Below are 25,086 nucleotides of genomic sequence, written 5' to 3' on the forward strand. Positions count from 1 at the left end.
CCCACTGATGGCCTATCGAACGATCGTCGTCGGAACCGACGGCTCCGACACCGCTCGACGGGCGGTGGAACGGGCTGCGGAACTGGCAGCCGCCGACAACGCCCGCTTGGTGGTCACGACGGCCTTCGAGCGCCATGGAGACACCCCGGACGACGCAATTCCCTCCGACGTCCGCTGGATGCTGACCGACAGCAATGCTGCCGAGACGCACGCCCGTGAGGGACGCGAGGCCGCGCACGCCGCCGGGGTGACCGACGTCGTGGTCCAGGCCGTGGCGGGAGCCCCGGCCGAGATGCTCATCGAGACAGCCGAGACCTTCTCCGCCGACCTGATCGTGGTCGGCTCCGTCGGCCTCACCGCTTCGGCGCATTTCCTGCTCGGGAGCGTCGCCAGCACGGTCCTGCACCATGCTCCGGCCGACGTACTCGTCGTCCACACCGCCTCCTGACCCGAGATCTCACCCCAACCCGTTCTGGTGAACGGATGAGACCATCAGACGGCACGAACGTTCACCAGAACCGATGGTGTGAGGGTGTCGTAGGGCAGAACTGGTACGAACCGGTCGCTGTGCGCCATCATTCCGGACTGTGAGCGACGACAAGAACCCCCTCGAGCAGGCAGTCGACCAGGCGATGGACACCTTCGTCTACGCCCCGATCGGCCTGCTGTTCGACGGCCCGGCGCTGTTCCCGAAGCTCGTGGAGAAGGGCCGTACACAGGTCCAGGTCGCCCGCATGATGGGCCAGATGGCGGTCCAGGTCGGCCAGAGCGAAGCAGAGAAGCGCGTCGGCAAGGCCCAGGGCCAGGTCCGTGACTCACTCGTCGCCGTCGGACTGGTTCCGGCTCCGGCCAAGCCTGCAGCCGAGAAGGCGCCAGCGCCCGAGCCGGCCGTGGCCAAGTCGGCGGAGACGACGCCGGCCAAGAAGACCACGGCCAAGAAGTCGCCTGCCAAGAAGTCGCCTGCCAAGAAGTCCACGGCGAAGAAGACCACCGCCAAGAAGGCCCCGGCCAAGAAGAGCGCCGCGAGGAAGCCGGCCAAGAAGCTGTCGGCCTCGTCGCTGGGCATCCCCGACTACGACAGCCTCTCGGCCAGCCAGGTGGTCAGCCGGCTCCGTGGACTCGCAGCAGCGGACCTCGACGCCCTCAAGGCCTACGAGTCGGCGACCCGGGCCCGGAAGACGATCCTCAACCGCATCACGCAACTGCAGAGGGGCTGAGCGCCCATGGAGGTCTCGGCCCGCCCCGCGGACGCCTCCGACCTCGACGTCGTCGCCGACCTGGCCACACTGGCCATCGAGGAACTGACCCCGAACCGGGGCGGTGCACTGTGGCGGCGTGAGGCGGCACGACCGATCCCGACCGCGCCGTCAGTGCAAGCTGATCTCGAAGACGCCGACGTCCACGTGGTCGTCGGCACCATCGACGACGTGCCCGTGGGTTACGGCGTCGTGCGTCGACTGCCGATGCGCGACGGATCGACCCTCGGCCGAGTGACCGACATCTTCACGCTCGCCGGAGCGCGTGGCGTCGGCGTGGGCGAGGCGATGATGGACGCCATCATCGAGTGGGCCACGGACTCGGGCTGCTTCGGCATCGACTCGGTGGCGTTGCCGGGGGACCGGCACACCAAGAACTTCTTCGAGTCCTTCGGCCTCGTCGCCCGGGCGATCGTGGTGCACCGCCCACTGCCGTCATGACGTCGCGCCCCGAACTCGCCGTGGGCGCAATCGTCCTCCACGACGACCGGCTGCTCCTGATCCGTCGAGGGCGAGGGCCTGCGGCCGGCTCGTGGTCGGTGCCCGGGGGGCGTGTCGAACACGGAGAACTCCTCGCCGAGGCGACCGTGCGCGAGCTACGCGAGGAGACCGGCCTCGAGGGGATCTGTGGCTCGCTCGTCGGCGTGGTCGAGCGGTTCGATGGCGACGATCACTTCGTGGTCCTCGATCACTGGGTGACCCTGCTCGAACCCGATGCACCCGCGACCGCCGGCGACGATGCCGCCGAGGTCGCATGGGTGCCGGTTCACGAAGTGGCCGAGTGGCCCCTGATCGAGGGCCTGGCCGAGTTCCTCCACGACCACCAGATCATCGACACGATCACCTGACGGCCGCGGAGTGGGTCAGCGGCCCTTCCAGTTGGGCTTGCGCTTCTCGATGAAGGCGGTCAGGCCCTCGCCGGTGTCCTCGCTGGACATGACCTCGCCCATGGCGACCATCGAGTCCTGGAACGCGGCGTCGTCGTCGGCGTACGTCTTGAGCGCGATCTCGCGGCTCTTGCGGACGGCGAGGGGAGCGTTCTCGCTGATCTGGGCAGCGAACTCGAGGGCGACGTCGACGGCCTTGCCCGGCTCGGCGAGGCGGTTCACGAACCCGACCTCGTAGGCGCGCTGCGCGTCGATCGGGTCGCCGGTGAGGAGCATCTCCATGGCGAGGTTCTTCGGCATCGCCTTCGGGAGGCGGAAGAGGGCGCCGGCGGCGGCCACCAGGTTGCGCTTGACCTCCGGGACACCGAACTTGGCGTCGGTCGAGGCGACGACCAGGTCACACGCGAGGACGATCTCGCAGCCGCCGGCGTAGGCCGGGCCGTTCATGGCCACGATGATGGGCTTCGTGCGCTCCTTGGAGGTGATGCCACCGAAGCCGCCGGTCTTGGTCGACAGGCGGCCGGCATCGCCGGAGTTGATGGCCTTGAGGTCGGCGCCGGCACAGAAGACCGGACCCTCGTGGGTGAGGACGCCGAGCCAGATCTCGTCATCGGCCTCGAGCTTGTCGATGGCGGCTTCGATGCCCTCGGCGACGTCGCCGTTCACGGCGTTGCGCGCCTCGGGACGGTTGATGGTGATGAGGGCGACATTGCCCCGCTTCTCGTAGTCGATCATGCGCCGACCCTAGTGCTGGCAGTTGTGGCAACACCCATTGCCTGTCGCGTGTCACGAGGGGCGCGCTCGGACGGTATGGTGCCGCCGTGAGCGCCGAAACGGGTGACGAGGCGAGCCGGCTGCAGTGTCCATTCTGCGAGGCCTATGAGATCGATCGTCTCTACCTGGCTTCACTGCGGATCGACTCGTGTGTGTGCGCCTCGTGCGGTGCGCGCTGGGACGAGGACACCTCGACCGGCGAATACCGGGGACGTCAGAGCCACGCCCGCACGTCGCGGACGTCGTCGAGCTAGCTGGCGTCGCTCGCCGTGGTCTCTTCCGAGACCGAAGCGTCAGCAACCGGCGCCTCGTCGGCGACCGGAGCTTCTTCAGCGACCGGCGTCGTCTCGTCTGGCGTCGCGATCGCATCTGCTTCGGCGGCGTCCGCAGCCTCGGCTTCCGTCGCGGGTGCGTCGGTGGTCGGAGCCTCCGACGTCTCGGCCGGGGCCGGAGCTTCGTCGGTCGCGGTGGCGTCGTCGGCCTTGGTCTCCGGCGCGGGCGGACGCGGCTTCTTGCGCTTGCGCGGCTTCTTGTCGGCCTGGATGCCGAAGATCTCGGCGATCTCGGGCAGGCGAGCGGCGTGGCGCTTGATGATCGTCGTGAGCTCGTCGGTCACCTTGGTCGGCAGCGATGCAGGCACGACCTGGCGTCGCACCGGCGAGTGGGCGAGCGCATCGAGCATGTAGCCCCAACGATCGGGCGACACCTCGTTCGTCATCCCGGCGTTCGAGGCCTCGACCAGCCGCATGGCGACGGGCGCCGGCAGGGGAGCGCCGGCCTTCGGCGGACGGGACGAGAGGTGGAGCGCACGGACGACGCGGTCGTCGTCGAGAAGCTCGATGATCTCGTCGATCCATCCCTGATGGTCGGCGTCGAGGCGGGCAGCGAGTGCTTCGCGGAGTCGTGCAGCCAGGGCCCGGGTCTCTTCGTCCTTCGCCGCACCGTCGGCCGCGGTGACCACTGAACGGAGATCGCGGACGTCGACGGTCGTGGCCTGCTCGAGGGCGGCCTCGGCACGGTCGCGCCATTCGGCGGCGCGGACCTTGACGAGCAACTCCTCGGCCAGGGCCAGCATGCGCGTCTCGTCGATCTGGGGCTTGCCCTCGGTCTCGAGCTGCGTGTTCTGGGTCGCGATGGCCTGACGCACGGCCTGGAGACCACCCTTGATGACCTCCTGGGCCACCGGCTTCTGCTCTTCCGGCAGTCCCGCGACGACCTCGTCGCGATGGGCACGGCCGGCCTTCAGGCGCGGTGCCTTCGGCTTCGGGGGGAGCTTGGGCTTCGCCGGAGTGCGGGGACGATCGCCGCCGCGGTTGCCGCCGTCGCCTCGGCCCTCGCCGCCCTTGCCACCGGAGCGGGGCTTGCGGTCGCGCGAGCCTCGTCCCTTGCGGTCGCCGTCGCCGCGGCGGGTCTTCGGGGCGAGCTGCTGGGTCACGAGCGGCTCGTCGTCGCGCGCCAGGAGCTGCAGCGTCTCGACCGGCTTCTTCTTCGGCTCCTTGGGCGGGAGCACGCTGACGATGGTGATCCCGTCGAGTTCGACCTCGGCATCGACCCGGAACTTGGCCCCGACGACGGAGTCGGCGGGGAAGAGCGTGGCATCAGCCACGCCCTTGGGCTCACGCGCTCCTGCGGCCCTCCAGGTGAAGGTCGCATCATCGCGGCGACTGGTGAGCTCGATCTCGATGCGGGTGGCCATAGCGGCCCGCCAATGTACCGGACCGCCTGGGACCCGGACGATTGAGACGCCGAGAACGCCGCGATCGCGATCTGACGGTGTGTCAGAATCGCCGCATGGGACGAGGTACGGGCGTGGTGCAGTTGGTACGGGAGTACGACGAACCCGATGCGGTCCCTGGCCCGCCGCTGCCGCTGGGAGAGCGCATCGAACTCGAGGGTCGAGGCACGACGTTCGCCCGGTGCATCCCCGGACCGGCCGATGCACCGACGGTCCTGCTCATCCACGGGTGGCTCGCGAGCGGCGGTCTGAACTGGTTCCAGACCTTCGACGACCTGCGAGGCACCCATGGCGTGGTGGCCCCCGACCTCCGGGGCCACGGACGTGGAATCCGGTCACGGCGTCGATTCCGTCTGGCCGACTGCGCCGATGACCTCGCTGCGCTGATCGACCATCTCGACTGCGGCCCCGTGGTCGCCGTCGGGTACTCGATGGGCGGACCGGTGGCGCAGCTCCTCTGGAAGCGCCACCCCGAGAAGGTCGCCGGCCTCGTGTTCGCCGCGACCTCGTCCAGCTTCGTGGTCGGCACCCGTGAGCGATTCATCTTCACGTCGGCCATGGCCGCCGCTGCAGGAGGAACCCGGGCCGGGCAGCAGCTCACCCGCCTGCCGATCCGCGCACTCCGAGAGCGCATCCCCACCGATGCGCCCGGACGACCCGCATCCATGGGCCGCTGGGCCGCGGCGGAGATGCGCCGACACAACCCGCGCACGATCCTCGAGGCCGGCCAGGCCATCGGCAACTACAACGCTCGACGATGGGTGGGGTCGATCGACGTCCCGACCAGTTGCCTCGTCACGACGCGCGATCTCGCCATCAGACCCCCGGAGCAGGCGCGTCTTGCGTTCGCGATCTCCGGGGCATCGGTGCACCGGATCGAGGACGGGCATGCTGCGTGTGCCCGCCCGGGGTTCGGCAGCGCCGTGCGCACGGCCGTCGACGACGTCGTCAGCCGGATCTGACCGGGTGACCGCGTCCGGTCCGCTCGTCGGGACCCGCATCGTCGAGCTGAACGGTCTGGGTCCGGCACCCTTCGCGGCCATGGCCCTCGCCGACCTCGGCGCGGACGTGGTGCGGGTGACGCGTCCCGGCGAGGGCGGCGACGGCGCCATGGGCCGGTTCGACGTCCTCAACCGCAACCGGGACTGCATCGAGGTCGATCTGAAGGACCCAGCGGGCATCGAGACGGTGCTCGGATTGATCGATGCGGCCGACGGATTCATCGAAGGGTTCCGTCCTGGCGTGTGCGAGCGACTCGGCCTGGGCCCCGACGTGCTCCTCGAACGCAACCCCCGCCTCGTCTACGGCCGGATGACCGGTTGGGGACAGGACGGCCCGCTCGCGCAGAGCGCCGGCCACGACATCACCTACGCCGCGACCGCCGGGGCGCTGGCGCACATCGGCAGACGGGATCAGCCCCCGACCCCACCACTGAACCTCGTCGCAGACTTCGGCGGGGGTGGGATGCTCCTCGCCTTCGGCATGACCGCGGGCCTCCTCTCGGCCGCTCGTGGCGGAAGGGGCCAGGTCGTCGACGCGGCGATGGTCGACGGGGTGGCAATGCTCATGGGAGCGCTGATCGGTGCGAGCGAGAGCGGCTTCTGGTCCGACGAGCGCGGCACCAACCTCCTCGACTCCGGGGCGCCCTACTACGACTGCTACCGGTGCGCCGACGGCAGGTACGTCGCCGTCGGCGCGATCGAGGCGCCCTTCTTCGCCGCCCTGGTCGACGGGCTCGGGCTCGCCGACACCGACCTCCCGGAGCAGAACGACCAGGAGCGCTGGCCGGAGCTGAGGGCGGCGTTCGAAGACGTGTTCCTCACCCGGAGTCGCGATGCGTGGGCCGAGGCGTTCGAGGGCACCGATGCGTGGGTCGCCCCCGTGATCGCCATGGGCGAACTCGCCGGTCACCACCATCTCCGGAGCCGACGCACGGTGGTACACGTCGACGGTGCGGTCCAACCGGCGCCGGCGCCACGGTTCTCCGGTACGCCTGCTGGTGCTCCGAGACCGGCGACAGCGCCGGTGGCGGTCGACGCCGTCCGGCGACGGTGGAGCCGTCCCGCAGGCTGATCAGCCGGAGAACTCGTCCTCGTACGGCTCGCACATCTTGCACGGTGCCAGTGCATCGGCGGACGAGACCTGACGGAGATCGCTCTTGCCGGCGACGACCGGACACGCGGCCCGGTGCGCCATGGCGCCACGGGCGGTCGCGACGAGGACGTCGCCGTCCATGGGCGTGCCGTTCGCCGCGGACGGAGCCGGCGCGGTCGACCCGTCGACGATCGTCCGCTGGAGCGCAGCGATCGCCTCGAGCAGCGCAGCCGAGCCGGCTCGCGACTCCTTGACCAACTCGGTCAGCCAGTGGGCGAAGTAGAAGAAAGCACCGAGGAAGACCAGACCCAGGCCGAAGAGACCGCCCGAGATGAGATACGGGATCTGCTCGAACAGGTTCGAGGTGCGTGCCGCTCCGTACCAACCGAGCAGCACGAACACGAGCCCCAGAGGAGCGACGACTCCAGCGGCGACCATCAGCGTCCGCTCGGAAAGGTCGAGCGACTGACCGCCCGTACGAAGGCGTCGAACGGCGTCGGCGAACGCCCGGCGATCACCGTCGCTCTGGACCGGGAGGTCCGGGTGCTGGACGAACCCGTCGAATTCCGGAGCCGGTGGCGGCGGTGGAGTCGCGGGCGCATCCGGTGCCGCTGATGCGTCCGGCGCTCGCAGAGGACTCTGACGATGGGTGGTGCTCATGAGCCAGCCTCCTGGAGGGGCGGTTGGTCGAGGCCGTCGGGACACGACGCCAAGACCGGTGCGAGGGCGTTGTCGGCGAGTCTCGTGGACCCAGCGGCGAAGAACGGCGTGCCGAGAACGGCAGCGAAGATGAGGAGTGCGGGGATCGCGTCACCGAACGGGAAGGTGGCGGCGTTCGACACCGGGACCGGCGCCACGGTCTGTGGAGCGGACGGTGGTGGGAGTGCCGGCGTGGCGGATTCGAAGCCACCGGACGTGGTGGACCCGGGGGAGGTGCCGCCCGAGACGGGGGACGGCGTCGGTGTCGTGGGGGTGAAGGTGGGGTCCTCGAACACGAAGGCCTCGGTCGCGCTCGCCGACACGTCGGCGACACCGATGACGAAGCTCATGGTGTGCACCTTCTCGAGGAGCTTCACGAGCGCCTGGGGCGAGAACGGGATCGGCCCGAGGTTCTCCGACGGGAGGTCGGCCGTCGGCAGGAGGGCCAAGACGTCGGTGAGCACCGGAGTGTTCTGACCGTCGTAGTTCAACGTCACCGAGAGCCCGCTGGCGGAACGCGTCGCGAGACCACCCTCGCTGGTCGCCACCGGATCGAGGAGCTTGATCTCGATGCCCGACGCCTCGAACAGCTGTTGCAGCGCCTGGTCGCCCGCTCCACCGACCTGGTCGAGCAGGTCGTTGAGCGGGCCGGCGAGCGTCTCGTCGAGGGCGTCGCCCACGGGGCCGGTCACACCGCCGAGCAGCGGGTCGAGCGCGTCGCGCACCGGGTTCGCCGGATCGTCGGGACGGTCGGGTCGCTCGACGAAACGGACACCGTCGGCATCGACGGTCGCCGGGAGGCCGAGGATCTCGAGGCCGGTCACCGAGGTCCCGCCGCTCGATGCGGCCTCGGCGCCGTTGCTCGTCGCGACGAGGTCCGAGGTGACGCCGTCGATGGAGATCAGGCCGCCGGCGATGCTGATCCGGGAGACGTCGCTCCGTGCCCGGGAGACGAGCTGGTCGCCTTCGATCAGCGTCTGGGAGGCCGCCGTGATCCCACCGATGCTGGCGACCGGGTCGAGGGAGAGGCCGGCGTACGAGGCACGAGCCTGCGAGTCGGCGAACTCGGTCGTCGCCACCATCTCCGTGCCCTGTTCTCCCTGCGACGTCGACGTCGGGCCGGACGGGAAGAAGGCCTCGGAACGGACCGGGTAGGGCGGGATGCCGGTCGAGGTCCCACTGGCCGCGAGCGCCGCGTCGAGATCGGCGATGAGCGGACCGGGGAAGAGGAAGCTGGCGAGCGAGTAGCCGACGGGACCGGAGTTCAAGGTCGCGAGCGCCTCGGGGACCGAGAACTGCACGACCGGCGAACCCGTGGCGAGGAGGTTGGGGGAGTCGTACGTGATCTGGATGGCGTTGCCTCGGGCCGAGGCGATGTAGCCGCCGAACTGGCCGACGTCTGCCTGCCCCTCGGTCTGTGCGTCGGCGATCTGGGGGACCCCGGCGATGCCGAGCACGAACGCGACGGCGACGAGTCCGGCGAAACGGCGTCGTGAGCGGTCAGTGCGATGCATGCTGTGCCTCCGGGACGACAGACGGAGTGATCAGGGTGGCGTCGGGTTCTCCGAGCTCGGGGACCGCCGGACCGGCCTTCCATCGGGCGAGGCGTTCGTAGAGCAGACCCGCCATGCCGTTGGGCTGCTTTCCCAGGAGGACCGCAGCGATCGCCACGGCAGCGAAGACCACGCCGGCCAGTGATGGTGACTCGGACTGCACCAACGGGAGCAGCGCGAACAGGATGCCGCCGATGAGGGCTCCGGTGATCGTGGTGACGCCGCCGACGAACGCGAAGAGGAACAGCACGACGTTGTTGATCGATTCGAAGTCGATGGTGCCCACCGACGCGTTGACCCCGCCGAAGAGACCGCCGGCGAGGCCGGCGATCGCCGACGACGTGCAGAAGACGATGAGCTTGGTCCGGCGGATGTCGAGGCCGAGCGTGGCGCAGGCGGCGGGGGAGTCGCGCACCGCGGAGAGCCGTCGCCCGAAGGCCGAGCGACGGATGGCGAGCACGCCGACAGCCACGATGGCGAAGATCCCGGCGCACAGCACGATGAAGACGCGGTTGCCGCTGAAGTCGAGGCCCAAGAGGTTCAGACGCCCGACCACCTGGTTGTCGATGCCGTACACGCTGTCGTTCTGGAAGATCAGTTCTCGACTGGCGACGGCGATCGCGAAGGTCGACAGCGCCAGGTAGAGGCCCGTGAGCCGAAGCGCGGGCAGAGCAACGATGGCGCCGAGGGGAACCGCGACCGCAGCGGCGGCCACCAGTCCGAGGATGCTGTCGCCACCGCCGACGCTGCCCATGGCCCAGGCTCCGACGCCGAGGAACACGTACTGCGCAAGCGAGATCTGTCCGGAGAAGCCGGTCAGCACGACGAGCGAGAGCAGCAGGACGGCGTAGACCATCGAGCGGCCCGCGTCGAGCAGGTAGTCGGACGGCATCACGGCCGAGATGAGCGAGACCGCCCCGACGAAGACGACGGCGCCGACCGCCGACTCACGAAGCGACGGCGTGCGTGGTTCGTCACGACCGACGAGGCGGCCGACGGAGAGACGCTGCTCGGGCAGGAACAACAGCGCAGCGAGGAGGAAGAGCCCCGGCAGGGCAGTGCTCACCGAACTCCACGGGATCACCGTGAGGAAACGGTCGCCGATGATGCTGTCCTGCTTGACGAGCACGATGCCCGACATCCAGTTCTGCAGCACGCCGAGGCTGATGGCACCGGCGAAGGTCAGGGGCAGGCTGCGGAGCTTGCCGACCACCGCAGCACCGAAGGCGGTCACCACGGTGAAGGCGAACACTGCTGCCTGGAGCGCTCCCTGGCCGGGAGCGATGAGGACGCCGGCGAGCGCCGCGAGCGTCGAGCCCAGGATCCACGAGAAGCGGGCGATCATGACCGGGTTCGTGCCGTTGAGCGATGCGAGGTCCGGGTTGTCGACGACCGCGCGCATCGCGACGCCGGTGCGCGAGACGTACAGGAGATAGCGGAGCGCAACCGCGACCGCGAGGGCGATCGCCATCACGAACAGTCGATCCCACGGCAAGCGGGCGCCGAAGACCTCGATGGTCTTGTCGTTCCCGAAGAACGACGGCACCACACGAGCAGCCTGGTCGTCCGGGAAGATGGTCTGGATGAGACCGATCAACATGACGGTCAACGCGATCGTGACCGTCAGCGTGGTGCCGGCCGACGCTCCGGCGAACGAGCGCATGATCCGCTCGAGCACGAGACCGACGAGGGGACCGAGGACGACGATCACGACGACCATGGCGATCGGTGTGGGCCAACCCTGCTGCACCTTCAGCTGGAAGTAGAGATAGGCGGCCACCATCCCGACGGCGCCGTGGGCGAAGTTGAAGACGCCGGTCGTCGTGTACGTCAGGACCAACCCGGCGGCGCTGATGGCGTAGACCGACCCGACGGCGATCCCGATCATCGTGAACTGGAAGAAGTCCGATGCCGTGTTCGCCTGACTGAAGACGAAGAACGTCAGCAGCACGCCGAGGACGGGCCCCGCAAACCGCCGCGCCGATGCTGCGGGGTTCACGCGTACCCGCACTCGAAGCCGGAGCTGGGATGGGCACGGACCCACTTGCCGCCGCTGACCTTGGCGATCATGAAGCAACGCGGCCCCTGCTTCGCAGCCGGGGTGATCGGAGCGATGAAGCCGTTGGCGTCGTAGTCCTTGATGCCCTGGAGCTGCGCGAGGACCTTGTCCCGCGTCGGCTCTCCGGCGACCTGTCGGAGCGCCGTGACGTAGAGGTCGGCAGCCACCCAGGACTGGATGGCGAAGAAGTCGATGTCCGCACCCGGGTTGGTGTTCTGGTACCAGGTGAGGAAGTCGTTGATCGCGGGGACGCTGCCGGCGTCCTCGAGGATCGAGAACGCCAGCCCGAGCACGGTCGGCTCGGCCGCCTCGCCCGCACGGGAGAGGAAGTCCCGGCCGTAGGCCTGAGCGCCGTAGAAGGGGACCTTCGGGAAGTAGCCGACGGTCTGGAGGTCGCGGGCGAGGTTCGACATGCCGGTGATCTCGAGCGTGGTGACGAGCACGTCGACCTTGGCGTTCTTCACGTTCTGGGCGACACCGGCGTAGTTGGTCTCGGTCACGGCGACCTCGGCGTCGAGCACCACGGGGATCCCGGCGTTCTCGAAGTCGGCCCGGTAGTCGGCGGCTCGTGCCTTGGCTGCCGCCTGGGCCGGAGCGATCAGGCCGGCCTTCGACACCCCCTCCACGTCCTTCAGGTAGCGGAAGATGGCCGCGGCGTTGTTGCCCTTCGACGCCGGGTCGAGCGGTGTGGTCGGGAAGTTGTTGGCCGAACTGATCATCGCGTCGGTGATCGCCAGGCCGGTGTAGGCGATGTTGCTCCCGTTGATCGACTGCGCACCGCCGTCGTCGACCACCGTGGTGCCGCCGACGAAGCCCATGACCTGGTCGCTGAGCTTGTCGTGTTCGGACTTGTTGGTGCCGGACTGGAGTCGGTCGTCAGCAGTGACGAGGGTCAGCTTGCGGCCGCAGACGCCACCGGTGGCGTTCACGAAGTTCACATAGGCCTTGACCGCGTTGACGCCGGTCTGACCGAACCCGGGAATGGGACCGGAGATCGTCGAGACGTTGCCGATCTTGATCTCGGTCTCGCTCACGCCGACGTCGCTGTCGGCGCCGCCGCCACACGACGAGCCTCCGACCACGACCACGCCACCGCCGTCATCGTCGGGGCTGCCGTCGACCGGCCCAGAGGTGCCGTCGTCCGACGGTCCTGCCGTCTCGCTGCCACCGCCGGCGACCTTGGCCCTCGTGGTGGTCGTGGTGCCGTCAGGGTCGTTCGAGCCTCCCGGGCCGTCGAGGACGTCGGCGGTGTTCGATCCGCTGTCGGTCGCCAGCGCGGCTCGTTGCTCGTCGGTCAGACGAGAGCCGCAGGCGGCGATCAAGAAGACCCCCACGAAGAGTGCGATGGCGTTTCGGCGCATGGATCTGCAAATTCCCCTCATCAGACCGCTCGGGTCCCAGCATGCGAGCACGTCATGTCCGCCGAGGTGTCGCGACGAATCGGACTCCCCAGAGATCGCAACCATATCTGACGCGGTGTCAGATATGGTTGCGCCAGTTCACGATCCTCGGGACACCGACCCGCGAGAGGACCCCTGTGCAGATCGCCTACACCCCGGAGCAAGAAGCCCTTCGTCACGAGCTGCGCACCTACTTCGCTGCGCTCATGACGCCAGAGGTGGCGGCCGAGGTGGCCCAGGGTGAGACCGGCGGTCCGGCATGCCTCGCGGCCACCCGGAAGATGGGCGCCGACGGCTGGCTCGGGCTCGGCTGGCCGGTCGAGTACGGCGGCCAGGGCAAGGGCGAGGTCGAGCAGTTCATCTTCTTCGACGAGGCGTGGAGGTCCCAGGCCCCCATCCCGTTCCTGTCGATCAACACCGTCGGCCGCACGATCATGGAGTTCGGGACGGAGGCCCAGAAGACCTACTTCCTTCCCAGGATCCTTGCCGGCGAGCTGCACTTCTCGATCGGCTACACCGAGCCTTCAGCAGGCACCGATTTGGCGTCGTTGCGGACGACAGCCGTCAAGGACGGCGACGAATGGGTGATCAACGGGCAGAAGATCTACACCAGCCTCGCCAGCTACGCCGACTACGTCTGGCTGGCGGCCCGCACCGATCCTGACGCCTCGAAACATGCGGGAATCACCATCTTCGCAGTGCCCACCACCGACCCGGGCTTCTCCATGACGAAAATCGACACGATGGTCAACGCGTCGACGTTCAACACGTACTACGACGACGTTCGGGTCTCCGACGACGCCATCATCGGTGAACTGCACGGCGGCTGGACCCTGATCACGAACCAACTGAACTACGAGCGCGTCTCGCTCGGCCCGCCCGGAATGATCAGTCGGTCCATCGAGGACGTCGTCGACTGGGCCAAGGACACGAAGCTCCCCGATGGTCGCCGGGTGATCGACCAGGAGTGGGTCCAGGCCGACCTGGCCAAGGTCGTGTCCGGGCTCGACGCCGTGACGCTGATGAGTTGGAAGGTCGCCTCGTCCGAGGGCGCGAACCCTGCCGACGCGTCGGCGACGAAGTTCTACGCAACCGAGTTCTATCTCGAGGCCTATCGGCTGCTGATGGGGATCATCGGACCGGCTGCGGCGCTCGAGCGCGGGACACCGGAAGCGGAACTGGCCGGACGTCTCGAACGCGGGTGCCAGGGCTCGCTGATCCTGACGTTCGGCGGCGGCACGAACGAGATCCAACGGGATCTCGTCGCCCTGTTCGGGCTCGGGCTTCCCCGGGTCCCGCGGACCTGACGGACGAGGATCGAACGAGGAACCCATGGATCTCTCACCAACCGACGACCAGCAAGCCGTCATCGACCTCTCGATGCAGATCATCGGCGACCGGTCGACACCGGACGCACTCCGAACGCTCGAACGCGACGGCATCACGCACGATGCCTCGCTCTGGGATGCACTGCTCGCGGCCGATCTCGTGGCGCTCGCGCTACCCGAGGCGTGCGGCGGCGGGGGCTACGGACTCACCGAGGCGGCCATGGTGGCCGAAGCCGTCGGTGCCCACGCAGCGATGGTGCCCTACGTCGAGGTCGTCGCCAGCGGGCGAGCACTCGCTGCCGCCGGAGATCCGCTCGCAGCCGAGGTCGCCGGGGGAGCGATCGTGGTCCCCGCACTGCGCGAAGGCCCCGATGCTCGCGAGTCGGCCGATCCCTACGTCACCGCAGACCAGACCGACGACGGCTGGGTGCTCTCGGGCGACAAGCGACTCGCATCCGGAGCCACCGCGGCCACGTACCTCCTCGTCAGTGCCCGCACCTCCGACGGTGTCGCGCTCTTCGCCGTCGATCTGGGCGACGTGAGCACGGTCGACTCGACCACGCTCTCGGGTCAGGTCCTGCGCAGCGTGCACCTCGACCGCACGCCGGCGCGACGTCTGGACGCAGCCGACGGCCTGTCCGCGCTGTCGACCCTGAACCACGAGCTCCGCGTGCTCCGCTGCGCCCACCTCGGCGGCATCGCCTCCGGTGCACTCCGTCTGGCCGCCGACCACTGCAAGGAGCGCCACCAGTTCGGCTCGCCGATCGGTACCTTCCAGGCCGTGGCGCACCGCATGGCCGACGCCTGGCTCGACGTGAACCTCATCCAGGCGACGGCCCGGCAGGCCGCCTGGCGAACCGACAGCGACCTTCCGGCCGTCCAAGCCGCCGCCAGCGCTGCGATGTGGGCGTGCGAGGGGTCGCAGCGTGTCGTCCACGCTGCGCAGCACGTCCACGGCGGAATCGGCGTCGACATCGATTACCCGGTCCACCGCTACTTCCGGTGGGCCAAGGACCTCGAGCTCCAACTCGGAGGTGCGAGTGCGTGCACCCGCGACCTCGGAGCGGCCATCGCCGCGGAGCCACTCACCATCGGATAGGACATTCACTGCTCCCGTCGGGAGCTCCTCATCACAGCTGCAGTCACAACCGAACCACAGGGGGAACACCAGGATGCGCACTCGCGGATTGGCCGTGCTCATGGCCACCATCGCGCTCGTCGCCGCTGCATGCGGCGGTGACCGGACCGAAGATGCCGTGGACGATCCGTCGACGACCACGACGCCGACCGACGAGCCATCCGGCTCCGACGCAGGGCCGGGAGACTTCGGGACGCTGACCGATGTGTGCGGGGCCAACGAGGGCGGGGGAGCCCTCGCCGATGCCGACGCCGCCGACATCCAGGGCATCACCGAGGACAGCATCGAGCTCGGCACCGTGGCCGACCCGGGATTCACGGGCCGACAGGGACTGAACCAGGAGATCTTCGACGCCGCGACGGCCTTCGTCGAGTGGTGCAACGCTGCCGGGGGGATCAACGGCAAGCAGCTGAAGCTCAACCTCCACGACGCCGCGCTGAGCAACTACCAACCGGTGGTCGAGGAGGCGTGCAAGACCGACTTCGCACTCGTGGGCGCCGGTGCCGTGCAGGACAACCTCTGGCCCACCGTGGGTGCAGCGTGCGGTCTCATCGACATCGCCGGGTTCTCGGTCACGCCCGAGAAGTCCGGCAACGTGGGCGACGACCCGATCGCACGGCGGTCGGTCCAGGCGATCCCCAACGCCAGCGACCAGGTGCCGATCGGCGCACTGCATCTCGTCGCCGACGAGTTCCCGGACGCCGGGAAGCGGACGGGCTACGTGTACTCCGACTTCCAGACGCTCGTCGTCACCTACGAGCGGTACCGCTCGGCCTACGAGCAGGCTGGCAACGTCACCGTCGACACGCAGATCTACTCGATCGGTGGCGAGTCGAACTGGCAGCCTTTCGCCATCGCACTGCGCGATGCCGATGTCCAGTTCCTGACCTTCGTCGGTGAGGGCGAGAACTTCGCCAAGCTCCAGCGAGCCATGAAGGAGATCGACTTCGCACCGGCGGTCACGCTGCAGGAGACGAACTTCTACGACAAGGAGTACCTCGCCGCGGCGGGTGACGCCGCCGAGGGGACGTTCATCCGCACGGCACTCACGCCCTTCGAGGAGGCCGAGCCGGGCTCTGCGACACAGCAGTACCTCGACAACGTCGAAGCCACCGGCGGCAAGGTCGCCGTGCTCGGCGCCCAGTCGACGTCGGCCTGGCTGCTCTTCGCGACCGCAGCGAAGGAATGTGACGTCGCCGACAACCTCACACGGACGTGCGTGCTCGAGACCGCAGCCGGGATCGAGGACTGGGAGGCCGGCGGGCTCCATGCGCCCACCAACCCCGGACAGAACGCTGCGTCGTCGTGCGTGGCGGTCCTCCGGGTGCAGGACGGCGCCTTTGTCCGCTACGCCCCCGACTCGGGCTTCCGTTGTGACCCCGACGACATCGTCTCCGTCGAGGTCCCGGGCGCCTAGGGCGCACACGCGTTGGAGCAGTTCCTCACCTTCACCATCGCCGGACTGGTCACGGCGGCGTTGTACGCCGTGGCCGCGTCCGGCCTTGTCCTGACGTACACCACCTCCGGGGTGTTCAACTTCGCCCACGGTGCGTTCGGTATGTTCGCCGCGTTCGCCTACTGGCAGGTGCGGCATGAGTGGGGCGTCCCTGCGCCGATCGCGCTGGTGATCGTGCTGTTCATCGGCGCACCGATCTTCGGCGCAGTGGTCGAGCGCGTCATCCTGCGCGGACTACGGGGTACGTCAGAGGTCATCCGTCTGATCGTGTCGGTGAGTCTCCTCTTCGGCGTCTACCAGGCGGCGGTACTGCTCTTCCCTCCCGGCATCGGGCGTCGGATGCCGGGCTTCTTCGACGGCGAGTCGATCGACCTCGGCGTCGTCAACCTCACCTGGCACGACGCGACGACGGTCCTCGCTGCGGTGGTCACGGCGGTGGTGCTCCGCGTCATGCTCTTCCGGACACGACTCGGAGTGAGCATGCGAGGCGTCGTCGACGACCCGGACCTCCTGCGACTCACGGGCGGACGTCCGGATCGCGCCGCCATGTACTCGTGGTCGATCGGGACCTCGCTCGCTGCGCTGGCGGGCATCCTCCTCGCCGGCAGCCAGGGCTCGCTCTCGCACATCCCCCTCACGTTGCTCGTGGTCAACGCCTACGCAGCGGCGCTCTTCGGCCGACTCAAGAGCCTGACCCTGACGTTCGTCGGAGCGCTGGTCATCGGCCTCACCGAGTCGTACGCGATCGGGTACCTGGACCTGAGTCAGCCCTTCTCGTCGATCGGCGGCCTGACGATCTCGCCACCGCTCTCGCTCGCCGGACTCCGGCCGGCGATCCCCGTCATCCTGCTCTTCCTCGTCCTGCTGTTCCTGCCTCCGTTGCGACTCCGGGCCGGAGGACAGCAGCAGTCCCGTGAGGAGATCCCGGCTCCGCCCGTACGACGGTGGATCATCGCGGTCGTGCCGGTGGGGCTCCTCTGTGTCGCCGCCGGCGCGCTGCTTCCCTCGCTGCGGACGTTCCAACTCGGACAGGGTCTGGCGCTCTCGATCGTCATGCTCTCGTTGGTGCCCCTCATCGGGTACGCCGGCCAGATCTCCCTTGCTCCCATGGCCTTCGCGGGGATCGGCGCGGTGGCCATGGGCGCATGGGGCGGCGACGGCAATCCACTCGCACTGGTCGCTGTCGTGGCCGTCTCCGCCGCCGCCGGTGTCGCGGTGGCGCTCCCGGCGTTGCGTCTCCAAGGCCTCTACCTGGCCCTCGGGACCGCAGCGTTCGCAGTGGTCATGGACCAACTGTTCTTCAATCAGAACCTGTTCCTGCCCAACGGCAATCGTGCGGTGCCACGGGTCGACCTCGGGCCGGTCTCCACCGACAGCGACACCGCACATCTCGTCTTCCTCGGCATCGTGTTCTGCCTCGTGGCGACACTCGTCGTCGCGATCCGTGGCAGCGAATACGGTCGCAGGCTGCTCGCCATGAAGTCGTCGCCGTCGGCCTGCGCGACGCTCGGCGTCAACCTCACCAGCACCAAGCTCTCGGTGTTCGCGCTCTCGGCGGGGATCGCCGGCCTCGGCGGCGCGCTCTACGGCGCACAGTTGCGTTCCGTGGGACCGACCACGTTCCAGTTCCTCCAGTCGCTGCCCATCGTGCTGCTCGCCGTCATCGGTGGCATCGGCGGCGTCGGCGGCGCGCTGTTCGGCGGCATCGTCTACGCGCTCTCGTTCCTCATCCTCCCCGAACTCGTTCCCAGCCTCCGGACCGTGCTCACCCTCGGCCCGGCGCTCGCCGGCGTGAGCCTCGGACGGAACCCCAACGGCGCCGTGCACGAGACGGTGCGCAGCATCCGACAGAGGCGAAGTGCGGGAGACGGTGCACCTCCCGCCGACCCGCGCAGCTCGGTCGCGCTCGAGCGGATGGGTATCGACGGATTCAGCGAGGCGGACCGAGCGATGCTGGACCGCGCTCTCGGCGTGACGGTGCGGACATGAGCGGCGCCGGTCTCGAGGCGAGCGACATCACCGTCCGGTTCGGCGGTCACGAGGCGCTGCGCGGAGTCGATCTCGTCGCGCCGCCAGGCCAGGTGACGGGTCTCATCGGACCCAACGGCGCCGGGAAGACGACCCTCTTCAACGTGCTGTGCGGACTGCAGCGGACCGTCGACGGCGAAGTCGCTCTCGACGGGCGATCCCTGACGAAGCTGGCGCCGCACCAGCGGGCTCGCCGTGGCCTCGCCCGGACCTTCCAGCGACTCGAGACGTTCACGCTCCTGACCGTGCGTGAGAACGTGCTGGCCGGTGCAGAGTTCCGGCGTCGATGGGCAGCGTCCGACGATCCTCCCTCGACGATCGCCGACGAACTCCTGACCCGTCTCGAACTCGACGACGTGGCCGACGAGCGCGTCGACACGCTCCCCACCGGTCGAGCCCGCCTGGTCGAACTCGCCCGCGCCCTCGCTGCAGCACCGACGATGCTCCTTCTCGACGAGCCGTCGTCGGGCCTCGACGAACGAGAGACCGAGGCGCTCGGCTCCGTGCTCCGTGAGGTGGCGGACCGCGGTCCCGGCATCCTCCTGGTCGAGCACGACATGGCCCTCGTGATGTCGGTCTGCGACGACTTGACGGTTCTCGACTTCGGAGCGGTGATCGCCTCGGGAGCGCCCGACGTGGTCCAGTCCGACCCGATCGTCCAGCAGGCATACCTCGGGGCGTCGACCGCCGAACGCGCCCGTGTCCGTCCCAGCCGACACGACCATGCAGAGACCGACGTGGTCGTCGCGGTCGACGGACTCCGCGCCGGCTACGGGGGCATCGACGTACTCGAAGGCGTCGATCTCGACCTGCACGCCGGCGAGGTCTTCGCGGTCGTCGGCCCGAACGGTGCCGGGAAGACCACACTGCTCGGCGCCATCTCCGGACTGGTGCCGATGAGCGCCGGTTGCGTACGGATCCTCGGCCACGACGTCGAGTCCGCGTCAGCCGACGAACTGGCCCGAGCCGGCCTCTGCCTCATCCCCGAGGGACGCGGCGTGTTCCCGAACCTGACGGTGGCCGAGAACCTGTGGCTCTCCACCGGCACCGGTGTCGAGCGGCGAGCCATCGAGTCCGCTGCCTACGAGAACTTCCCCCGCCTCGCCGAGCGTCGCAACCAACTCGCCGGAACCATGTCCGGTGGCGAACAGCAGATGCTGGCGATGGCGCGCGCGCTCGGCTGCGATCCCGGTCTGCTGATCCTCGACGAGCTCTCGATGGGCCTGGCCCCGATCGTGGTGCAGTCGCTCTACGACGAGGTGCAACGTCTCGCGCAGTCGGGGCTGACGATCCTGGTGGTCGAGCAGTTCGCCCACGAGATCCTCGGCGTCGCCGACCGTGCAGCGATCATGCTCCACGGCCGCATGGGTACCCCGGCGCCGCCGGACCAGATCGCCGAACGCCTCGCCGATGCCTACCTCTCGGGCACGACCGCATGACGGTCCGCCACCCACCGACCCACCGGCCACCGTCGTGGCACCATGACCAACAGGGGAACGAAGACGAATGAGTGATCCGACGACGAAGACCGGCGACGACCGCCTCGACCGCTTCGATGCCGCGCTCGAACAGATCGGCCATCGTGCCAGCGGCAACGACCGGCGTTGGGCGCTCGCGGGACTCGGCGCCATGGCGTTGGGTGTGGTGGTGGCGGTCGCTGCCTACGTCACCTCGACGAACCAGACGGCGACCGGCGACGTGATCGAAGCCGTCGTGCTGGGCCTCGTCGGGGTCTGCCTCGTCGTGAGCGGTGCGGCCGTGTTCGTGCGGTTCTCGCTCACCGAGTTCCTCCGGTTCTGGATGCTGCGCATGCTGCTCCAGGAATCGGGGACCGACACGTCGAAGGATCGCTGATGTCACTCCTCGAGGTCCGCGGCGTCAACGTCCAGTTCGGCGGACATCGGGCCGTGCGCGATGTCGACCTCGACGTCGACGCCGGGATGGTCACCGGTCTCATCGGGCCCAACGGCGCCGGCAAGACCACCACCTTCAACGTCATCACCGGTCTGCAGGAGACGGTGTCCGGCGTGGTCCGCGTCGACGGACAGGACATCTCGAACAAGAAGGCCCATCAACGTGCGCAGCTCGGGATCGCGCGCACGTTCCAGCGGCTCGAGGTGTTCGGTTCGCTCACGGCGCGCGACAACATCCTCACGGCGGCCGAGATCCGCAAGTCGTGGTCACGCGACCGGTCGTTCGATCCGCGGGCCGAGACCGAGCTGCTCATCGACCGGGTCGGGATCCGCGCCGTCGCGGACGAGCGAGTCGACGCCATGCCCACCGGTCTCGCTCGCCTGGTCGAGCTCGGCCGTGCGCTGGCGACTCGACCTCGGGTCCTGCTGCTCGACGAACCCGCATCCGGACTGGACGAGAGCGAGTCCGAGTCGTTCGCACAACTCCTCCTCGACCTGGCCGCCGACGGCATGGCCGTCCTCATGGTCGAACACGACGTGCAGATGGTCATGCAGGTCTGCAGCCTCGTGCACGTGCTCGACTTCGGCGCCATCCTCGCCGTCGGCACGCCGAGCGAGATCCAGAACGATGCCGCCGTCCTCGACGCCTACCTCGGGTCGAGCACATGACCGCACTGCTCGAACTCAAGGGCGTCCGCGCTGCGTACGGCCGTATCGAGGTCCTGCACGGCGTCGACCTCGTGGTGCCCGAAGGCTCCGTCGTCGCCCTGCTCGGGCCGAATGGTGGTGGCAAGACCACGACCCTCAAGGTCGCCTCCGGGCAGATGCCGGCCACGGCAGGATGCGTCCACCTGGCGGGGCGCCACATCAACGGCGCCAGCCCTGACGCCCTTGCCCGACTCGGGGTGTGCACCATCCCCGAGGGACGCGGGGTCTTCCCGAACCTGACGGTGAAGGAGAACCTGCGGATGGTGACGTACTCCGGTGCACCGCTGGCCGACGTCGAGGCACGTGCCTACGAGACCTTCCCACGACTGGGCGAGCGACGGACCCAGCTGGCCGGCACCATGTCCGGTGGCGAGCAGCAGATGTTGGCGATGGCGCGTGGCATGGCCACCGATCCCAAGCTCCTGTTCCTCGACGAGCTGTCCATGGGTCTCGCCCCGCTCATCGTCGAGGAGCTCTATTCCATCGTCGCCGACATCGCGAAGACCGGCGTGTCGATCCTCGTGATCGAGCAGTTCGCCCGCACCGTGCTCGGCGTCGCCGACTATGCCGCCATCATGCTCCACGGGGCGATCGCCGCCGTGGGGGAGCCCGCCGACATCGTCGACGAGCTCGAAGCCGCCTACATGGGGGCCTGACGTGTCGGAGCCACACGCGCGGTATGACGTCGATGGCCACGTCGCCACCGTCACCCTGAACCGTCCCGAGGCCAAGAACGCACTGTCGGGCGAGATGCTCGTCCGGATGGCCGACGCCTGGGCGGAGGTCGACGCGAATCCCGACGTGCGCGTCGTCATCGTGACCGGTGCGGGTGGCGACTTCTGCGCCGGCGCCGACCTCAAGGAGATGGCGGGCGGCTACGGCGAGACCGAGTGGACGCAGCGGTTCCAGAGCGATCCCGACCTGCACTGGAAGGCGCTGCTTCGCCACGGGAAGCCGATGAAGCCGATCGTCGCCGCCGTCGAGGGCTACTGCGTCGCCGGCGGCACGGAGATCCTCCAGGCCATGGACATCCGAGTCGCGGGGGAGTCGGCCACGTTCGGCGTCGCCGAGGTCCGTCGTGGCATCTTCCCCCTCGGCGGGTCGACCGTTCGCCTCTCCCGCCAGATCCCGTACACGGTCGCCGCCGACATGTTGCTGACCGGGCGGATGGTCTCGGCCCAGGAGGCGAAGGACGTCGGTCTCATCGGCCACCTCGTCCCCGACGGCACGGCACTCGACAAGGCCCGAGAGCTCGCCGACCAGGTCGCAGCCAACGGTCCGTTGGCCGTGCAGGCCGTGCTCCGCTCTCTGCGGGAGTCTCGGGAGATGACCGAGGCCGACGGACTCGCCCACGAACTCGAGATCGGGATGCCGGTCTACGCGACCAACGACGCCCAAGAGGGCCCACGGGCATTCGCCGAGAAGCGCCCCGCGAACTTCACCGGCACCTGACCTCGGCCGCGGTTGTGACGATCGGGCGGCTCCATCGGCACGTCGGCTCGGTCTTGAAACATCCGGGTTGCGATTCCCCTCGACCGCGGGCGGATCCGCAACCCAGAACCAGATCGAGCGCCGCAGCGGGTGCTGAGCGTTCTCTGGTTGTCGCGTCACGCTGGCGTGACGCCACAGCCACAGAAAACACGACCACTCCTGAACGGCACCAACTGCCGGCTCCGCAGCGGCCACGCAAGCGTCCAACCGCACCCAATGCTCGACGCCGTCGTTCTGCCGCGAGGTCCTCGGCACCGCTCCGTCCGATCCCAGTACCCTGCCGATCGTGGGCGAGACCGTCACGGCGCATCGGACAGAGTCGAACGACTCGCAACGCCGGGTGCCGGCAAAGGCCTTGGCCATGGTCGCCGGATCTCTCGTGCTCGTCGTGTTCTGGATGGTTGCGGTGTTCCCGAGTGCTCTGGATGGCGTGATCTTTCCGGACGACAGGTTCCCCGCAGTCGGTTCATCGCTGGAGTTCGAGCCGATCTCGGTCGGCGATTCCGTGACCGTGGGGACCTCCCTGTTCCCGGACACCACGACAACGCTCGATGAGGTCCGACCCGTGCTGGGGGAGGGCTCGGCAGAGGTGAGCGTCAGGATCGTCGCGTGCAGCGGGGAGGAGGCGATGGCGATCGACGGTGGCGGATCCGCACTCGGGTCCTCGCTCGACCGATGCGACGACATCGCGCCGGTATCCGGTACGACGATCACAGCGAGCGGCGAGCGCCCGGGAATTCTCGCCGTGATCACCCCACTCGAGTCGGGACGCGTCGTGATCGAGGGATTCGAGGTCACGCACTCTCGTGGGCCGTTCGATCGAACCGAGACGTCGGGAGTGCGGGTCGAGCTACCCGTGCGTTGAACCGCCCGTCCGATCGGCGTCGGTGCCCAGTTCCGTCTCCCTGCGTTCCTCGGCGTCTGAGTTGCACTGGTGCAACCCAGACGCCGCAGAAACCTCAGGCCTCGCCGAGGGCGACCGCCTTCGCCCAGCGGTAGTTGGGCTTGCCGGCGGCCGAGCGATCGACGTGGTCGACCAGGTGCAGTTCGCGCGGGACCTTGTAGCCCGCCAGCGACGTGCGGCAGTGGGCGTCGATGTCGTCGAGCGACACGGTGAGCCCCGGTCGTGGCTGGACGACGGCGGCGACACGCTGGCCCCAGCGCTCGTCGGGGACCCCGACGATGATGGCGTCGTAGACATCGGGGTGCGCCTTGACCACGGCCTCGACCTCCTCGGTGAAGATCTTCTCGCCTCCGGAGTTGATGCAGACCGAGTCGCGACCGAGGAGCGTGATGTTGCCGTCGGCCTCGAGCAGGACGTTGTCGCCGGCCACGGCGTAGCGCTTCCCGTCGGCGGCGGTGACGAACGTGGCCGCAGTCTTCTCGGGGTCGTTGTGGTAGCGGAGCGGGATGTGGCCGCCCCGGGCGAGACGCCCCACGACGCCCGAGCCGGGCTCGACCAGGTTCAGGTCGGCGTCGAGGACCACGGCCTCCGGTGACGCCGCCACCGTCGGGCCACCTGCGGTCATCTTGGCGTCCTTGGTCACGGCGATCATGCCGTTCTGCCCGGTCTCGGTCGAGCCGATGGAGTCGAAGAGCATGACGTTCGGCAGGCGCTCGAGGAACTCGTCCTTCACCGACTGCGAGAACACGACGGCGGACGAGGCGATGACGAACAGCGAGCTGAGGTCGACCTCACGCTCGGCGTCGAGCTGGCGCAGCGCCTCGATGAGGGGCCGTCCCATGGCATCGCCCGTCATCATGATGTTGGTGAGCTTCTCGCGCTCGATCAGCTCCCACGCCTCGCGTGGATCGAACTTCTCCTGGAAGACCGCCGTGTTCCCCTCGAAGAAGAATCGCATCGACCCCCACTGGCCCGCACCGTGCATCAGGGGAGGGAGCGTCAGGCTCTTGAGTTCGATCGACTCGCCGTTGACGGCCTTCTCGGCCAGGTGGCGATCGTGCGGGACCGGCTCACCCGTGTAGGCGTCGAAGCCGCCTCCGAGTCCGAAGAACACGTCCTCCTGCCGCCACACCACACCCTTGGGCATGCCCGTCGTCCCGCCCGTGTAACAGACGTAGAGATCGTCGCCGCTGCGTTCACCGAAGTCCCGTGATCCATCCAGGCTCCCGACCTCCGAGTCATAGTCGACCGCGCCGTCCGAGGGACCGCGGAGCGACACACGGACCCGCATCGACGGGATGGCGTCGAGGACCGCATCGACGCGAGGAGCGAGGTCGGCATCGTGGATCAGCCCGGCCAGACCGGCGTCGTTGCACAGGTACTGGAGCTCGTCCTCGACGTAGCGGAAGTTGATGTTCACCGGGGTGGCCCGCAGCTTGTAACAACCGAGCATCAGTTCGACGTGCGCTGCCGAGTTGGTCGCGTAGATGCCGACGAAGTCCCCGGCCTCGATCCCGTGCGCTGCGAGCAGGTGGGCAGCCTGGTTCGAGCGGGTCTCGAGCTCGGCGTACGTGCGTCGATCCGGACCGCAGATCAGCGCCGTCCGGTCGGGTACCGCGTCGACTGCGTGCTCGAAGAGGTCGGCGAGATTGAAGGCCATGAC

Annotated in this window: 23 protein-coding genes; 16 read left to right on the top strand and 7 right to left on the bottom strand. The window is 68.7% G+C overall.

Annotated elements, in window-relative coordinates; genetic code table 11:
• Window positions 1-7 precede the first annotated feature (7 nt).
• From AB8619_RS08440 to AB8619_RS08455, 4 genes are all read left to right on the top strand, one after another.
• Window positions 8-448, top strand: a complete 441-nt coding sequence (locus AB8619_RS08440) for a universal stress protein (protein WP_436796024.1) — start codon at window positions 8-10, stop codon at window positions 446-448.
• A 139-nt stretch (window positions 449-587) separates the two neighbouring features.
• A complete protein-coding gene (locus AB8619_RS08445; RefSeq protein ID WP_436796025.1) occupies window positions 588-1,217 on the top strand; it encodes a hypothetical protein in 630 nt (209 codons plus the stop codon).
• 6 nt (window positions 1,218-1,223) lie between these two features.
• Entirely contained in the window at window positions 1,224-1,697 is a 474-nt protein-coding gene (locus tag AB8619_RS08450) for an N-acetyltransferase family protein (protein ID WP_436796026.1), read from the top strand.
• On the top strand, window positions 1,694-2,104 hold the full coding sequence (locus AB8619_RS08455; protein WP_436796027.1) for an NUDIX hydrolase: 411 nt from the start codon (window positions 1,694-1,696) through the stop codon (window positions 2,102-2,104). Before AB8619_RS08450 ends, AB8619_RS08455 begins: the two co-directional genes overlap by 4 nt.
• 15 nt (window positions 2,105-2,119) lie before the next feature.
• Here the strand turns inward: AB8619_RS08455 and AB8619_RS08460 are convergent, their stop codons facing one another.
• Together AB8619_RS08460 and AB8619_RS08465 are read right to left on the bottom strand one after the other, a co-directional pair.
• Window positions 2,120-2,878 (bottom strand): crotonase/enoyl-CoA hydratase family protein, encoded by a 759-nt coding sequence (locus AB8619_RS08460; RefSeq protein ID WP_436796028.1) that lies wholly within the window; start codon window positions 2,876-2,878, stop codon window positions 2,120-2,122.
• Window positions 2,879-3,167: 289 nt separating this feature from the next.
• Complete coding sequence (locus tag AB8619_RS08465) at window positions 3,168-4,613, bottom strand: hypothetical protein (RefSeq protein WP_436796029.1); 1,446 nt, start codon at window positions 4,611-4,613, stop codon at window positions 3,168-3,170.
• A gap of 95 nt (window positions 4,614-4,708) precedes the next feature.
• Here AB8619_RS08465 and AB8619_RS08470 point away from each other — a divergent pair, with 95 nt between their 5' ends.
• Window positions 4,709-5,614 (top strand): alpha/beta fold hydrolase, encoded by a 906-nt coding sequence (locus tag AB8619_RS08470; protein ID WP_436796030.1) that lies wholly within the window; start codon window positions 4,709-4,711, stop codon window positions 5,612-5,614.
• 4 nt (window positions 5,615-5,618) lie between these two features.
• The gene (locus tag AB8619_RS08475; RefSeq protein ID WP_436796031.1) at window positions 5,619-6,725 is read left to right on the top strand and encodes a CaiB/BaiF CoA transferase family protein; all 1,107 of its coding nucleotides are present in this window, start codon (window positions 5,619-5,621) and stop codon (window positions 6,723-6,725) included.
• On the opposite strand, the gene AB8619_RS08480 is transcribed toward AB8619_RS08475, so the two are convergent.
• Genes AB8619_RS08480 through AB8619_RS08495 form a run of 4 tightly spaced genes read right to left on the bottom strand, consistent with a single transcriptional unit; the run spans window position 6,726 to window position 12,418 of the window.
• Window positions 6,726-7,406 carry a hypothetical protein gene (locus AB8619_RS08480; protein WP_436796032.1) on the bottom strand — a complete coding sequence of 227 codons (681 nt, stop codon included), beginning with the start codon at window positions 7,404-7,406 and terminating at the stop codon, window positions 6,726-6,728.
• The gene (locus AB8619_RS08485; protein WP_436796033.1) at window positions 7,403-8,959 is read right to left on the bottom strand and encodes a choice-of-anchor P family protein; all 1,557 of its coding nucleotides are present in this window, start codon (window positions 8,957-8,959) and stop codon (window positions 7,403-7,405) included. The genes AB8619_RS08480 and AB8619_RS08485 overlap by 4 nt, the downstream gene beginning before the upstream one ends.
• A complete protein-coding gene (locus AB8619_RS08490; RefSeq protein ID WP_436796034.1) occupies window positions 8,946-10,997 on the bottom strand; it encodes an ABC transporter permease in 2,052 nt (683 codons plus the stop codon). The genes AB8619_RS08485 and AB8619_RS08490 overlap by 14 nt, the downstream gene beginning before the upstream one ends.
• Window positions 10,994-12,418 carry an ABC transporter substrate-binding protein gene (locus AB8619_RS08495; protein ID WP_436796035.1) on the bottom strand — a complete coding sequence of 475 codons (1,425 nt, stop codon included), beginning with the start codon at window positions 12,416-12,418 and terminating at the stop codon, window positions 10,994-10,996. Before AB8619_RS08495 ends, AB8619_RS08490 begins: the two co-directional genes overlap by 4 nt.
• A 176-nt stretch (window positions 12,419-12,594) precedes the next feature.
• Between AB8619_RS08495 and AB8619_RS08500 the strand changes: the two genes are divergently transcribed.
• The 10 genes from AB8619_RS08500 (at window position 12,595) to AB8619_RS08545 (ending at window position 23,384) form a co-directional block, all read left to right on the top strand.
• A complete protein-coding gene (locus tag AB8619_RS08500) occupies window positions 12,595-13,764 on the top strand; it encodes an acyl-CoA dehydrogenase family protein (RefSeq protein ID WP_436796036.1) in 1,170 nt (389 codons plus the stop codon).
• Window positions 13,765-13,789: 25 nt separating this feature from the next.
• Window positions 13,790-14,884: an acyl-CoA dehydrogenase family protein gene (locus tag AB8619_RS08505; protein ID WP_436796037.1), complete on the top strand. Its 1,095-nt coding sequence runs from the start codon at window positions 13,790-13,792 to the stop codon at window positions 14,882-14,884.
• 73 nt (window positions 14,885-14,957) lie between these two features.
• Window positions 14,958-16,340 carry an ABC transporter substrate-binding protein gene (locus AB8619_RS08510; protein WP_436796038.1) on the top strand — a complete coding sequence of 461 codons (1,383 nt, stop codon included), beginning with the start codon at window positions 14,958-14,960 and terminating at the stop codon, window positions 16,338-16,340.
• Between the two features lie 12 nt (window positions 16,341-16,352).
• Window positions 16,353-18,368: a branched-chain amino acid ABC transporter permease gene (locus AB8619_RS08515; RefSeq protein WP_436796039.1), complete on the top strand. Its 2,016-nt coding sequence runs from the start codon at window positions 16,353-16,355 to the stop codon at window positions 18,366-18,368.
• Window positions 18,365-19,846, top strand: a complete 1,482-nt coding sequence (locus AB8619_RS08520; protein WP_436796040.1) for an ATP-binding cassette domain-containing protein — start codon at window positions 18,365-18,367, stop codon at window positions 19,844-19,846. The genes AB8619_RS08515 and AB8619_RS08520 overlap by 4 nt, the downstream gene beginning before the upstream one ends.
• Before the next feature lie 67 nt (window positions 19,847-19,913).
• Complete coding sequence (locus AB8619_RS08525; protein ID WP_436796041.1) at window positions 19,914-20,261, top strand: hypothetical protein; 348 nt, start codon at window positions 19,914-19,916, stop codon at window positions 20,259-20,261.
• A complete protein-coding gene (locus AB8619_RS08530; protein WP_436796042.1) occupies window positions 20,261-20,989 on the top strand; it encodes an ABC transporter ATP-binding protein in 729 nt (242 codons plus the stop codon). Before AB8619_RS08525 ends, AB8619_RS08530 begins: the two co-directional genes overlap by 1 nt.
• Complete coding sequence (locus AB8619_RS08535) at window positions 20,986-21,684, top strand: ABC transporter ATP-binding protein (RefSeq protein ID WP_436796043.1); 699 nt, start codon at window positions 20,986-20,988, stop codon at window positions 21,682-21,684. Before AB8619_RS08530 ends, AB8619_RS08535 begins: the two co-directional genes overlap by 4 nt.
• Window position 21,685: 1 nt before the next feature.
• Window positions 21,686-22,480 (top strand): crotonase/enoyl-CoA hydratase family protein, encoded by a 795-nt coding sequence (locus tag AB8619_RS08540; protein WP_436796044.1) that lies wholly within the window; start codon window positions 21,686-21,688, stop codon window positions 22,478-22,480.
• A 325-nt stretch (window positions 22,481-22,805) separates the two neighbouring features.
• A complete protein-coding gene (locus tag AB8619_RS08545) occupies window positions 22,806-23,384 on the top strand; it encodes a hypothetical protein (protein WP_436796045.1) in 579 nt (192 codons plus the stop codon).
• A gap of 94 nt (window positions 23,385-23,478) precedes the next feature.
• Here the strand turns inward: AB8619_RS08545 and AB8619_RS08550 are convergent, their stop codons facing one another.
• Window positions 23,479-25,083, bottom strand: coding sequence for an acyl-CoA synthetase (locus AB8619_RS08550; RefSeq protein WP_436796046.1), 1,605 nt, complete (start codon window positions 25,081-25,083; stop codon window positions 23,479-23,481).
• Window positions 25,084-25,086 lie beyond the last annotated feature (3 nt).

Origin of the sequence: Actinospongiicola halichondriae, from assembly GCF_049103745.1 — a bacterium.
GTDB lineage: Bacteria > Actinomycetota > Acidimicrobiia > Acidimicrobiales > Salinilacustritrichaceae > Salinilacustrithrix > Salinilacustrithrix halichondriae.